The sequence below is a fragment of the Bradyrhizobium sp. OAE829 genome (genome assembly GCF_040546575.1).
Classification (GTDB): domain Bacteria; phylum Pseudomonadota; class Alphaproteobacteria; order Rhizobiales; family Xanthobacteraceae; genus Bradyrhizobium.
This window is the reverse complement of the sequence record NZ_JBEPOE010000001.1, coordinates 2,508,255-2,520,905: the sequence shown is the minus strand read 5'-3', so window position 1 is coordinate 2,520,905 and position 12,651 is coordinate 2,508,255. Positions and strand designations below refer to the sequence as shown.

13 protein-coding genes are annotated in these 12,651 nt (G+C 57.5%); 4 read left to right on the top strand and 9 right to left on the bottom strand.

Translation table 11 applies throughout. The features are described from left to right. Nucleotides 1-85 precede the first annotated feature (85 nt). The 9 genes from ABIE49_RS12190 to ABIE49_RS12150 form a co-directional block, all read right to left on the bottom strand. On the bottom strand, nucleotides 86-349 hold the full coding sequence (locus ABIE49_RS12190; RefSeq protein WP_192740869.1) for a hypothetical protein: 264 nt from the start codon (nucleotides 347-349) through the stop codon (nucleotides 86-88). Nucleotides 350-1,939: 1,590 nt separating this feature from the next. Continuing rightward, the gene (locus tag ABIE49_RS12185; RefSeq protein WP_192740868.1) at nucleotides 1,940-2,578 is read right to left on the bottom strand and encodes a substrate-binding domain-containing protein; all 639 of its coding nucleotides are present in this window, start codon (nucleotides 2,576-2,578) and stop codon (nucleotides 1,940-1,942) included. Nucleotides 2,579-2,632: 54 nt separating this feature from the next. Next, on the bottom strand, nucleotides 2,633-2,947 hold the full coding sequence (locus ABIE49_RS12180) for a type 1 periplasmic-binding domain-containing protein (protein WP_192740867.1): 315 nt from the start codon (nucleotides 2,945-2,947) through the stop codon (nucleotides 2,633-2,635). Nucleotides 2,948-3,076: 129 nt separating this feature from the next. Continuing rightward, nucleotides 3,077-3,889 (bottom strand): N-acyl homoserine lactonase family protein, encoded by an 813-nt coding sequence (locus tag ABIE49_RS12175; protein ID WP_502915900.1) that lies wholly within the window; start codon nucleotides 3,887-3,889, stop codon nucleotides 3,077-3,079. Between the two features lie 466 nt (nucleotides 3,890-4,355). Beyond that, the gene (locus ABIE49_RS12170; RefSeq protein WP_192740866.1) at nucleotides 4,356-4,523 is read right to left on the bottom strand and encodes a hypothetical protein; all 168 of its coding nucleotides are present in this window, start codon (nucleotides 4,521-4,523) and stop codon (nucleotides 4,356-4,358) included. Further along, nucleotides 4,520-5,524, bottom strand: coding sequence for an ABC transporter substrate-binding protein (locus ABIE49_RS12165; protein ID WP_192740865.1), 1,005 nt, complete (start codon nucleotides 5,522-5,524; stop codon nucleotides 4,520-4,522). Before ABIE49_RS12165 ends, ABIE49_RS12170 begins: the two co-directional genes overlap by 4 nt. Nucleotides 5,525-5,995: 471 nt before the next feature. After that, the gene (ku, locus tag ABIE49_RS12160) at nucleotides 5,996-6,844 is read right to left on the bottom strand and encodes a non-homologous end joining protein Ku (RefSeq protein ID WP_192740864.1); all 849 of its coding nucleotides are present in this window, start codon (nucleotides 6,842-6,844) and stop codon (nucleotides 5,996-5,998) included. Between the two features lie 72 nt (nucleotides 6,845-6,916). Then, nucleotides 6,917-7,189 carry a hypothetical protein gene (locus tag ABIE49_RS12155; protein WP_192740863.1) on the bottom strand — a complete coding sequence of 91 codons (273 nt, stop codon included), beginning with the start codon at nucleotides 7,187-7,189 and terminating at the stop codon, nucleotides 6,917-6,919. A gap of 681 nt (nucleotides 7,190-7,870) precedes the next feature. After that, nucleotides 7,871-8,011: a hypothetical protein gene (locus tag ABIE49_RS12150; protein WP_192740862.1), complete on the bottom strand. Its 141-nt coding sequence runs from the start codon at nucleotides 8,009-8,011 to the stop codon at nucleotides 7,871-7,873. Between the two features lie 453 nt (nucleotides 8,012-8,464). On the opposite strand from ABIE49_RS12150, the gene ABIE49_RS12145 reads away from it, so the two are divergent. The 4 genes from ABIE49_RS12145 to ABIE49_RS12130 all read left to right on the top strand — a co-directional run bounded on the left by ABIE49_RS12145 (nucleotide 8,465) and on the right by ABIE49_RS12130 (nucleotide 12,435). Further along, complete coding sequence (locus ABIE49_RS12145) at nucleotides 8,465-9,418, top strand: adenylate/guanylate cyclase domain-containing protein (RefSeq protein WP_354066781.1); 954 nt, start codon at nucleotides 8,465-8,467, stop codon at nucleotides 9,416-9,418. A 69-nt stretch (nucleotides 9,419-9,487) separates the two neighbouring features. Then, nucleotides 9,488-9,958, top strand: coding sequence for a tetratricopeptide repeat protein (locus ABIE49_RS12140; protein ID WP_354066780.1), 471 nt, complete (start codon nucleotides 9,488-9,490; stop codon nucleotides 9,956-9,958). Between the two features lie 1,855 nt (nucleotides 9,959-11,813). Beyond that, on the top strand, nucleotides 11,814-12,035 hold the full coding sequence (locus tag ABIE49_RS12135) for a hypothetical protein (RefSeq protein WP_354066779.1): 222 nt from the start codon (nucleotides 11,814-11,816) through the stop codon (nucleotides 12,033-12,035). 4 nt (nucleotides 12,036-12,039) lie between these two features. Then, entirely contained in the window at nucleotides 12,040-12,435 is a 396-nt protein-coding gene (locus ABIE49_RS12130; RefSeq protein WP_354066778.1) for a hypothetical protein, read from the top strand. The last annotated feature ends 216 nt before the right edge of the window (nucleotides 12,436-12,651 follow it).

Below are 12,651 nucleotides of genomic sequence, written 5' to 3'. Positions count from 1 at the left end.
TCATCATCGTCTTTCCCTGTACGGCCAGCATCGGGCTATTTGCGCACGGGCCGGGATACTCTGTTGGCCCGTCGTGTGTGGTGCGCTAGAATGGCCGCTTGGGCTTTTTTCGGAAAGGGTCTGCTGCTTCATCGTGGCCGCTTCGGCTGCTATAGAACATCAACGCCATGAGACCGCAGCCAATCACAATCGAAAAAAAGGTGCCGAGGCCCATCGCTATCCAACCGTGTTTGCTCATCTCCGCATCGCCACCGGAATTCCATGCGGCCACGAACCAAATTGCGGTTAGGCCGAATAGGAAGAGCAGGGTTGCTAAGAGAAAAATGTTTCCTTTGCCCATGTGCCGCATGATTGCGCCGTCTTCTCGTTTCGCGCCGAGGCAGCTACCCTATGGATAATTGGGGGCCACTGCGATGGTTCCTACCACCCGGCGATGGGGCTCGCGGGCGCGGAAAAACTCAAGGCGCAATCTGACTGACTTCTGTGACCTATTAAACGCTACCGCTATAGAAATGGTCGATCGACCGCTCGACACTAGTTGCAGCAAGCGGCGATCCTCCTCGTCGCTCCAATGCTTCCGTTTGTTCCTGAGCATAAAACTGTCCTAGGTTTCCCCGGCCAAGTACACGCCGCGGACGAAGGTTCCCAACGGGCGGCGACTCAGGTCCATCGCTTTGATTGTGTAACAGCCAAGGCGAGGCCGCCAAACGGAGGTGGCGAGGCAAGCCCGCGATATCCGGTATTACGCCTTGTAGAAATCGGTCGGCCCAAATGGCATATTGGCAAGATGCCGCACGGCACCAAGACCACGGTAATTTTTGCCTGCCCGGAGTGCGGTTTGGTGTACCGCGCCTCGCAAGCGCGACGCTCGCCCAGTCAATTGGGAAGTTTTCAATGCGGGAATTGCGGGTCTGAAATTTACCGATGGTCCGGCTATTACGACTATTTGGACTGGGGCCGGGTGATGAACGGCCAGGAGATGTGAAAAACAGACGATCCCGACGTTCTGTCAGTACAAAAGAAACGCCGTTCGCTGAAATAATCCGTGCACAAACCGGGAATGGCCCAAACTGCTTATGACTAAAGTGGCGGGGAATTTCGGGAACAAGTGGCAATGATTGAGGGGTGTCCGAAAGGACGACATGTATGGTGGATACGGCTAACTTTCCGGGCTTCAGCGCGCTTACCCGAGGGCGCTGAAGCCGTTTTCTTTTGGGCGAGGTCGCACAACGCCGTGCGGTAGTGCGTCAGTTTGTGGCAGAGTGCTGGGGTGGAAAGTGCCGGTCTATTTCGCATACTGGCGACATGGACGAACACCACGAAGAACTCCTGGACGAGCTAGCCAACATTTTGGTCAGCCTGAACGTTGATCTCAGCCTAGTTGTTGCGGCGCGGTATCTGGTTCGAGCGTTCGGGGACGCCGGCCCTGATGAAGTCTCCCGCTTCAATGAGCTTGCCCAGTCGTATGGGTGTTCTTTTCAGTTCGATGAAGCCGGGGGCTTTGGGTACGGCGGCCCCAGAGCGCCTGGCGATGCAAGTGGGGCAACCTGTGGCACCCGCAAGCAGCCGCCGAGCGCTAAAAGATCAACTAGCCGCGACCCGACGATTGCTCCGCTCCGGCCGGAGTGAGCTTCACGAAGGTGCCGCTCTCGTGCAGCAACAGCGACCCTCGCGCGATCGCGAGATCGAGGGGTGTTCGGGGCGGGATAGCACGCTCCAGGTAGAGCATCGGCGCGTTTATCTTCTCGATGTAAATCTTTCCGTCTACCGGTTCGGTCGCACTGGCGATTTCAAAGCAGCTTGCGGGCTGCCGTCTGCCTCGCCCGCCGACGACGTGATCACATGATTGTCCAGCGGATTCCATTCCGCGTCTCAAAATTGCCGCCAATCACTCTTGTATTGACAGGAACTTTTCAGAAATTCTGCCATTGCAGTTTGTTTAACTGAAGCGAACCCGCACCTTTGAGACATGCCCCCTATCCTGAGAATGTCCGTTCACCGGCGTAGACCGGAAGTCGCCGTCCAGATCGGCCCAGAGCTTTTCCGGCACGCCTGCCTGATGGGCCTGGAAGGTTTGGTGTCCAAGCTGCCCCAGGCGTTCCATCAAGCCTGCAGTGTAGACGCCTGCTCCGCCACCGGCGGCTGGGTCGCCAAGAACGATCGACTTTGCCGCCAGCAGCGTGCGCTTCAGCGCATCCACCGACGCCACGTCGGGATTGGGTGCGTCCTTCTTCACGAATACTGCGAAACCGACCCTGGCAATTTCCGCGCGGCTGCCCGCCAGCAGCTTGCCCCGCTTTTGTAGATCCTCATTCTGCTCGGGCGACACCATCGCTACGTCAACGGCTTCGCCCTCGATAAAACGTTTCGTAATGACGCCAAGTGTAGCGTAGCCAACCTTGACCGTGTGCCCCGACGATTCGAATTGCTGCAGGAGACCGGGGAGTACGATCCGAAGAGAGACTGGGCCAAGCAGCTCGATTTCGGCCGCCCGCGCAGGGGATGGCATTGTTGCAACCAGCAGCAAACTTGAAAATGCGGCAACAGCAAATGTTGCCGAAACTGAACGTTTGAACATAGCGTCCTCCTCTTGTCGGCAACTCACCAGATGAGCAAGGGATTGGCGTCAACGTTAGCATGCTATTGGGGAGCGCAGTAGAATTGTGCCCTCCGTAACGACGATATCAACTTTCTTGTTCACCAACTCGGCGGCGAGTTCTGGCAGCCGGCTAACATTTCCGTCGCCCCACTGCTCGACGAGAACGAAGTTGCGAGCTTGGATGAAACCCTTGTCGGAGAGCGCCTGCAGGAAAGCATCAAGCTCGCGTTGAGGAGGCCGGGCGGCACGTAGAAACCCAATACGCCAAACTTTGGCTGGCTGCGCTCGTGCGCCTAAACCCCAGAGTACTGCGCCGCAAATTGCTGCAATAAGCACACGTCGCTTCATGCCGAACCCCAAGTTGCGGGCCAACGTAGCACCGGTAAGGAAACGTAACGTCCGCGTCATTCGCGTCGGTTTGACCGGACCACGGCGAGTTCCGGTCTACCCCGGTGAACGGACGCGGGCGAACAGGCCTCAATCGTAGAAGCCCGGCGCCATTTTTAGGCTGTCGCGTTGTACTTTGTCATGGTTGATCCAAAGCTGCGCCTTTTCCCTCGCGAGAATGTCAGACATCCGCTGCAGTGATGCAGAGGTCTGCTCCTTGTTGAAATTGATGTCAGGGACGCGGCGGTTTTCCCAATTGTCCTTGAAATGGACGGCGTCGCCCGAGAGAAGGAGTGCGCCAGTGTTGGGCAGTTTGATCAATAGCGATTGATGGCCGGGCGTGTGGCCGGGTGTCGCCATGAGCGTCACGCTGCCGTCGCCGAAGACGTCATGGTCCCTCTCCAGCTTGTTGACCATGGATGGTCCGGTTTGAAGTGCCCGCGCGAAGGGCGAAGGCCACTCATATTCCGCCTTTTGCACCAACAGAGTTGATTGCGGAAACATGTTGATATTGCCGATGTGGTCGGGGTGGGTGTGCGAGAGGGCGACGTATTTGATATCGGAGGGTTTGACGTCAAGCTGCTCGAGCTGGCTCGCGAGCGTCTTGGGGCGTTTCCAATGGGTGGCGCGCGCATCCGTCGGCTTCTGGCCATCGGGCATGGCGGCGATCGCGTCGGTCACGCCGGTGTCCCACAGCAGCCAGCCCTGGCTATGCTTGATCAGGTAGCAATTATCCACGAAGTCCATGGACTTGCCGACGTTGACACCCGGCGACCAGCGGGAAATATCGCCGGCGACGCCTTCGCCGCAATTGAGGATGTATAGCCGCTCCACCCCGGGCTTGGCCTGAGCGTAGCTCGCTTCGTTGGAGAACATGGTCGCCGAAGCAAGACCGAACGCCACGGCGATGGCTGATATTCTGGTCATGCGCGTAATCCCTTGGACCAACATTCCAGGATCAACTCTGCAACGGGGTGCATGATAGCAGACCGAGAACCACATGTCTGCTTAGGGGTCAAAAACGGAAGTCGCGGCCTCGCGGCTGGATGTCTGCTTTGCCACGGATATTGTTGAAAAAGGCGTTTTGGGGTGAGGAACGAAAATTTCCAGCGCCGCTGATGCGCCTTATAGGCAGCGACGTGAGGGACCATATCGCTTCGTCCAAAATCGATCACGTGCCTCCGTAGTGGCGCTGGCAAACGATGCAGAAGCAGAGATGCATCGACGTCAACTTTCGCGAGATTTTTCGTGTCGCTCGATTTTCGACTTTTTCAACAATATCCCACGGCAAGCGGACATCGCCAGACCGCCCGACATGTCCGAAAAGTGCCAATTCCAGAGTTGAGCAGATGCAGCAAACTAAGCCAACTTACTCGATCACTTCGTCGCGTGCGCCTAGCAGCGTAGTTGGCACGTCGATGCAGAGCATCTTCACAGTCTTCTTGAGGTTGATGACCAGCTCGAACTTGGTCGGCGCCTGAACTACATGGCCGTTAAGATCTTCGAGCCAAGGTCCGCGGATACCCTGCGGAATCATTCGATCACGCGGTCGATTCGCAGAAGGACCGAGGGCGGGACTTTAATTCCGAGAATCGTCGCTATCTTGAAGTTCACCACAAGTTCGAAGCGCGTCGGCTGCTCTACTGGAAGCTCGCTCGGTTTTGATCCCCTGAGGACTCTGTCCACGTAACGCGCCACGCTATGGAAGCTTTCTTGCGCGTCCGGCCCGTAGGACATCAAACCACCTGCGTCCACGAATAACCGGGATGAAAAGATCGTCGGCAGCCGCTGACTTACGGCGAACTCTGCGATCATTCTGCGGTAAGCCAGGGTTCTATAATCGAAAAAGGTCAGTATCGCGTGCGGCCGGTCGGATTTGATTTCCGCGAACGCGCGTTCGGGGTTCGTGAGCCGTGTCACATCATAGGGCTCGAGCAAGATTCCTAGGCGGCGAGCGACGGCCTGAGCCTCTTCCAGCTCGCGCATATGCGCCGGGTGAGCCGAAGTCCAAAGTGTAGCGATGCGCGACAGGGCTGGTAGCACCTCCTTCAGGAGCTCTACCTTTTTGCCGGCGAGTTCCGGTTGCATAGCCGAGATACCGGGGACGTTCGCCCCGGGGCTGGCGAGGCTGGCGACCAGTCCGTTCCCCACCGGGTCCGAGACATATGTGAAAACCACAGGGATGGTTTGAGACGCTTGCTTGGCGGCCAATGCGGGGACCACGCCGGTAGCCGTGATCAGATCGACTCCCTTTTCGACCAGCGCCTCCGTCGCATCAGGCAGCAGTTCGGGATAAGACTCGGCCGAGCTATATTCAATTTTGATGGTTTCGCCCTCGATGTAGCCGAGTTCGCGCAAACCTTGTAGGAATGCTGCGCGTTCGGGAGACGGTTTGTTCGAAATCGGACTCAAGGTTAGATAGCCGATGCGCGGTATTCGAGCAGGAGGCTGTCGGGCGCCGAGTGGCAGCGGCCAAACGACTGACGGCGCCGCGCTGCCGAGCAGCGTGATGAACTCCCGCCTTCTCATGTCGAACATAGAGCTTCCTCCTGGGCCACACTTCCCAAGGGCGAGGAGGGAGTTGGTTCCCGCTCCTATGCTCCCGAGCAGACGGTAGCACAGATCACCATTATGCGGGAGAAGGCTGCGCCGCGGAATTTCAATCCAGCTTATGTCGCAGTTTGAGTCAAAAGGCGACATTCCGGGCCGATCAGCGCACGTTTGCTTTACCCCCGAAAGCGAACATCACGCATTTATGAGTACTCGCCCCAGCTTAGCCTCCTGCCGGGACCTTGCTGCCGCGCGTTGGAATGCATGGAAAGGATATCGATTCAATCCTCGGACGTGGCTGCCGCTTTCGCCCTTTCGCAGGACCGAACAGCCAAAGGCGATTGTCGAGCGCTCGCCATGCGCTTCAATGCATTGGCGATCGAAACGGTAGTTCGGCCGGCATCCCGCAATTCCAGCAGCCGCCGGTCCTTTCTTCGCTCCATGGTCCTGTCTTGACCATCAGCCGGCCTTGCGCTTCGCGGCTGGTTTGGCGCGATTCTTCCTCGCCGGCTTGTCGGCTGCGGCCGGACCCTTGTCACCCTTGATGCTCGCCTTCAGCGCATCCATCAGGTTGAAGACGTTGCTGGGCGCGGCTCGCTTCGCTGTGACTATCGGCTGGCCCTTCTGTTTCTTGTCGAGCAGTTCCTGCAGTGCGGCTTCATAGCGGTCCTCGAACCTCGCCGGCTCGAAGTGCCCGGACTTCGATTCCACGATGTGCCTGGCGAGATCGAGCATGTCCTTGGTGATCTTGACGTCCTGGATTTCGTCGAAATATTCCGCGGCGTCGCGCACCTCGTAGGGGTAGCGCAGCAGCATGCCCATCAGGCCCTTGTCGCGGGCTTCCAGCGCGATGACGTGTTCGCGGCTGGTGAGCACGACACGGGCGATCGCGACCTTGTCCAGCGATCGGATCGTCTCCCGAATGACGGCGTACGCATCGTGGCCGACCTTGCCGTCCGGCACAATGTAATAGGGACGAACGAGATAGAGATCGTCAATCTCGCTACGCGGCACGAACTCATCGATCTCGATGGTGCGGGTGGACTCGAGCGCGATGTTTTCGAGTTCGTCCTTGGTCACTTCAAGATAGCGGTCCTTGTCAACCTGGTAGCCCTTGATGATGTCGCTGCTCTCGACTTCCTCGCCGGTGTCGGCATCGACTTTGAGATAGCGGATGCGGTTGCCGGTCTTCTTGTTGATCTGGTTGAAACTGATCTTTTCGGATTCCGACGTCGCGGGAAACAATGCGATCGGACATGTCACGAGGGACAGCCGCAAGAAGCCCTTCCAATTGGCGCGCGGGGCCATAACTCAAAACTCCAACTGATACCCATTATTCGAGTCAATATAGGTGGATAACTGTTGAAGTGGAGTCCGGTTTCAGCAGTCCGGGCAGGTATCGCCGATCGACTGCATGACGTCCTCTAATGCTGCAATGCATGCTTCCGGCGTGGATCCGGGAAACGGGTTCCGCCAGGCTTCCTCACGTGCCCTGTCCCAGGCATCCGGGTCCGAGCGGTCTCGTCGATGGCCGTGATGGTCGCACTCGGTCACGGCACGCTGTTCGATCAGTACGCCGAGCGCCCAGCCTTCCAGCGTGCGGTAAGCTGGCCGTCCGGCCGGCGGAGAAGTGTTACGCTGCGGGCTGCTCATGATCAGTTTCCTCGAATCAAACGATGAGCAGCAATATAACACCCGGCATCCTTGGTCTGAATCCACTGCGGTTTACGTCCTGTCCACTGATTGATGTCCGCAGGTTCGGTCGCGAGCATCTCATGCGCAATGTTCAAAAGTGAACCGAGCAATATGACGACAATTTAATTTGGGCAGCTGAAATCTTTCGGCGCCAGCTTTGCGTATTTCGAGCGTCGGCAGAGGTGCGTCTAGCACGCATCGAGGCCGGCCGGCGGTCCTATCTCTTTGTCCCAGGGGTGGGGCCGCTGCCACGATCGGCGGGGAGCCCCGGCAAAGTCCGGTGGCGGACAGACAAATCCGCTCGGGAAATTATCCTTTTGCAATCGCAACTAGAAGGGGAGCGCGCGGATTTTGCGCTCAACATGGTCCCGCTGTGGACCGTGCGGCAAGGAAGCGGCTTTCTGCTCGAGCCGCTGTTTTTCCGCAGCGATCTGCTCTTCGAACGAGTGAGGTTTTGAGCGCTGACGCAACATAACCCGGAATTAAAAACCGAAAATTAAACCTTGTCAGTCCGCGACCGGAGATTGAGATCACTTTCTGCGAGCTCGGCGAACGTTCGGCATGGACGAGGGTTCAGGCGAACAGCCCCGCGCCGGCCGGCGTCAACTTTACGTAGGTGCCACTCTCGTGAAGTACGAGTCAGCCCTTCTCGATCGCATATTTGAGGCCCGCGCTATATTCCGCCGGCGTGGCCTTGTCGCCAAACCGGAAAGGCCCGTTGATCTTCTCGATGTAGATGCGGCCATCTTGGATGGGCTCAAATGCCTGGGCGTGTTCCATCAGGCGTCGGGCGGCTCTTTGGAGTAGGGACGGGGTTTGGTAAGTTTCATTGCTTGGGGCTCGGCGGCGGCTGTTTGTGATAGTTGGGCTGTGTCAGCGCGTCCCGATGGCCGCAAACCTTGCAAACGAACTTCTTTCCGAGCGCGGTAAGAATGACATCGTAATCCCATGACGCCTTTCTTACTGAGTGCGAACATTTGTGGTCGGCGTAGAACTGTGAACACCTACGGACCGTAACGACCCCACGGTGATCTTGTCGTTTCTTTCGTCCATCCCGTCATTTTAGGGCGTGTACTCGTAAATCCAAGGACATCCGTGGGCTTGGCGGTGTGCACTTTACCCCCAATAGCAGGACATCCGAGGCCGGGTGGGTTTGGTCCGAAAGCAGACGTTAGCCGAGTAGTCCGGTCACTCAATCCGTCGTACAATATGTTGTCGGTCAGGGTGCGAACCATGGTGCAGGATCGGCCAATTCGGGTCGAGCGCAGGTTGTCGGCCATAATGGCCGCCGACGTGGCTGGCTATTCGCGGCTCATGCACAATGATGAAGAAGCTACGCATGCCAAAGTTGCGGCACTTTTGATTGACGCTGTCACCCCCGCAATTGCCGAACGCGGGGGCCGGATCGTGAAGAACACGGGTGACGGGTTCTTGGCAGAGTTTCCGAGCGCGGTCGAAGCGGTTCGCGCTGCTGTCCAGTTCCAGGCTCGCATCAGGGAGCTTACAGTCGATGACTCGGAAGATAGCCGCATTATGTTTCGTGTGGGCATCAACGTCGGAGACGTAATCATCGAACCTCACGACGTTTTTGGAGACGGCGTCAATATCGCGGCTCGACTCGAAAGCATCGCAGAGGCCGGTGGGATCTGGATCTCATCGTCCGCCTACGATCATGTCCAGGGCAAGATTCAGGCGGAGTTCATCGATATGGGTGAACAAAGCCTCAAGAACATCGAACGCCCGGTTCGCGCGTTTAGAGTTCTCGACGTTGCGATGCCGCGAAAACCCGCGCCTCCACGTCGGGACAAGTCTTCGATTGTGCTGCCTTTCCAGAACCTCTGTGCGGACGCGGAGCAGGAATACCTGGCTGACGGCATCGTGGAGGACATCACGATGGCGTTGTCGCGCTTTCGTTGGCTGTTTGTGATCGCGCGAAATTCAAGCTTCACCTACAGAGGCCGGACGGTCGACGTAAGACAAGTTGGTCGCGAGCTTGGCGTACGCTATGTCCTTGTCGGTAGTGTGCGCAAAGCTGGAAACCGTATACGTATCGCAGGACAACTTATAGACACCGAAACCAGAGCGCACCTGTGGGCCGGCCGTTTCGAGGGTCCGCCCGAGGATATGTTTGACCTTCAGGACCGCGTGACAGAGGGCGTTGTGGGCGCAATCGCCTCCAAATTATAGATTGAGGAGATCAAGCGAGCCAACCGAAAGCCAACCGAGAATCTCCTGGCCTATGACTATCTGCGCGGAATGGCCAAGCATGATTTTGAGTCGATGGCCGCCAATCAGGAAGCGCTCCGGCTTTACCGCAAAGCGATCGATGTCGATCCCAAGCTAGCCTGCGCCTACGGCATGGCAGCATGGTGCTACGTGCACCGAAAGGCGCGCGGATGGATGATCGAATCTGCCCGGGAAAGTGCCGAAGCCACGAGTTTGGCTCGGAAAGCAGTGCATCTGGGTAGCGACGATTCCGTGGCATTGTGTATCGGCGGTTATGCACTTGCTTTCATAGCGCACGAGTTCGACGCGGCCGCGACTTTCATGGACCGGGGGCTGGAAGCTAATCCGAACCATGCGTCCGCCTGGACGCTCGGTGCATGGCTGAGGGTATGGAGAGGTGAGCCGGGTGTGGCGCTCGAACATGTCGCACATGCCGTTCGCCTAAATCCTCGCGATCCCGCTGGTGTGCATGGTGCAGCGGCATATGCGCTTTTCTGTTAGGCGATTACGACAGCGCGTCAGCCTGGGCCGAAACGTCCATGCGTGACAGTCCGCCTTTTCTGCTGCCGATTTGTGCGTATGCGGCAAGCAATGGGCTGGCTGGCCGTCTGGAACCGGCACAACACGGCGTAGAGTTGGTACTAAGACACAGGCCCGGTTTGCGCTTATCAAACTTGAAAGATCTCGCGTCATTCCGCCGAGGCGAGGATTTCGCTTTGTTCAGCGCTGGCCTACGAAAGGCCGGCCTTCCAGAGTGATCGGAGACGAAATCAGAACCAGCCGCCCACGTCCGCATCGGGTCATTTGTGTCGGTTTGGCCGGACCACGATAAACCGGACTCGATGGCCGTGGCGTCGTCTTTGCAAACAAATAACGCCCTTAGGATCGATGAGGCGATGCCCATTCTTTATTTGGAAAAAGTATCTCGGCATCGTCCCAACGCAAACGGATTGAAGGCTAGATTTCAGCCGCGCGGTCCATCAGTAGGGCTTAGCGGATTAGCCAATCCGTGTTTGGCCTGCCGAGCGCGGCGTTCTAAGCGGAGACGCTCCTTGCTTCCTTCTGGCAGACCGTCCGCTTGCTCAACCAGTTCCGCGGCTCGCCTGGCGACCCTATCTTCCAGAGATTCCTGTTGAATAGGAAGTTTTCGCATGATCGAAAATGCTCCGAGATGGAAACACAACGCGAAAATCGTTCATGCGTTCCCCATGATCTGATGACGCTTCAAATAGATGGCCCGGATTGCGAACACGGCCCCAGCCATGGATGAGCAGCCCCAAGCGTACCACGTTCAAGCAAATGAAGGGGCTATGGTCCCCAATGCCGCTGTGCCGGACGGGCTCGAAGGCTGCGCGTGCGCGCGCCTTCTATCGGGAACAAGGGTAAGTCCTTGGCGTTTCGTCCCCGGGCCGCAAACTCGAATCATCTCAAATCGATCGGAAACCATCCTGGAACCGCAAATGAGGGCGAGCGGGATCCGGCGGTCCTTCAAAGGATGGCACTGATCGAACTCCAAATTGCTCCGCGGAGATGAGCTAGTTGCCTGAAGAAGTTCACGTGCTGCATAGTATCCAACTGAAGTTCCGCTATGGAGCGCCGAATTCGTCTGAATCGATGCAGCCCGCAAGTGATGGGCCGAAGGGCAAGCGCTCGATTCTCCCTGTCTCAGCTCCATCAGTGGAATGCGCTGACGGATTGCCTGAGAGGGGCGCCGCGGTCGCGAGCCTGCACTTTAGCCGATGGCTGGGCGGATGAAGGCGGCCAGATCAAGTCAGGCGTAAGGCTGTGCCTGACGAGCGGCAGCGAGAGCGCAAGGCATATTCGTCTGAGCAAATTCCCGACCAGGGGCGACAAGTCGGTGCGCGCTCTATCGATGCGGGCCCACATGAAAGCGAACGGGACTGCATGTCAACCCGCCCTGGTCCGGCGTTTCGTGCCTCGCTTGCGCGTCAGATGGCGGCGCAGTTGATCAGGAAAGCAGCGATGGTGGGACAACAACCTCGCTCACGTTTCCATTGGTGACTTGATATATTGAGGTTGTTTCTGCGAGACAAATTACCGGCTTGAATGCGCACAAATGGAAACACCCACTCGCTGAAAAGACGCGCCAGCAGTCTGAGCGTTCCGGGCAAGGGCGACATGGCCCATTGAAGCGCGACGGGACCCGAGCAACGGCGCGAAGCTACAGTGTGTAGCCTCGACCGCCGAAAACGGACGACGAGATCACTGGTTGCCCATCGGATTCCATTCGGCGTCTCAAAATTGCCGAAGATCATTTCTTGTACTGACAGGAACTTTTCAGAAATTCTGCCATTGCAGTTTTGTTCATTGATGCGAACCCTCAGGAGTGTTTGCAATGGCAACCCAAGTCGTGATGGACCACAGTGGCGACACTCGCCACGACTTTGATTCGAATGACCCGAAGGCACGGCAAGAAGCAGAAGAGCGCTTTAAGCAGCTAACAGGCGTTGGCTTTACAGCAGCAACGAGAAATTCCTCGGGAGAACCTGTGGTAGCCCGTAGGTTCGACCCAGCGGCCGAGGAGACTCTGTTTTTCCCGAGGCTAATCGGCGGCTAGTCCCATGTTGGAGACGACTTTTCAATTTCTCACGGCAACTTCACGCCGGTGGCGAGTGTTGAGAAGTTTCTTTCGCGAACTGTTCCGCTCCGAAAGCGAGAAGCGGGCCATTAAGTTACTTTGCGAGTGGCTGTCGCCTGAACAACTTGCTCAGTTTGAAAAGCACGAAAGTTTCGAAGTCACAGGCTGCCAGAGCGGTAAGCGATATCGCATACGTTACGGGACAGCGGCCAATATTTACGAACTTGACCAGTACGGTCACCCGAAATCCGGGTGGTGTTTAGTGCCCAACGAGCCGCTTGTTCCTGGCGACGTAATGCTCGCACAGAAGATCGCCTTGGAGACCGACGAGTTAAGTGCATTGGCAGTAGCTAAATCGTTCCGACCGGTTTGGCACTGAACATGCATTGAGCAACTAGCCCGCCTTCAGCCCGCTTTCCGGCGGGGCTTTTTCTTGGTCACGTTGCTGAGGCCGTTGCCTTTCGGGAGCGTGCCGGGGGCGGCCCGGCACGCGGTTTCAATCGGGCTCCCGCGCAAAGGTTCCTATCTTCGGTACGGCCGAATAGGCCACTCTCAGATTGCAAACAGGCCACCAGGGGGAACAACCGCCGTGCTG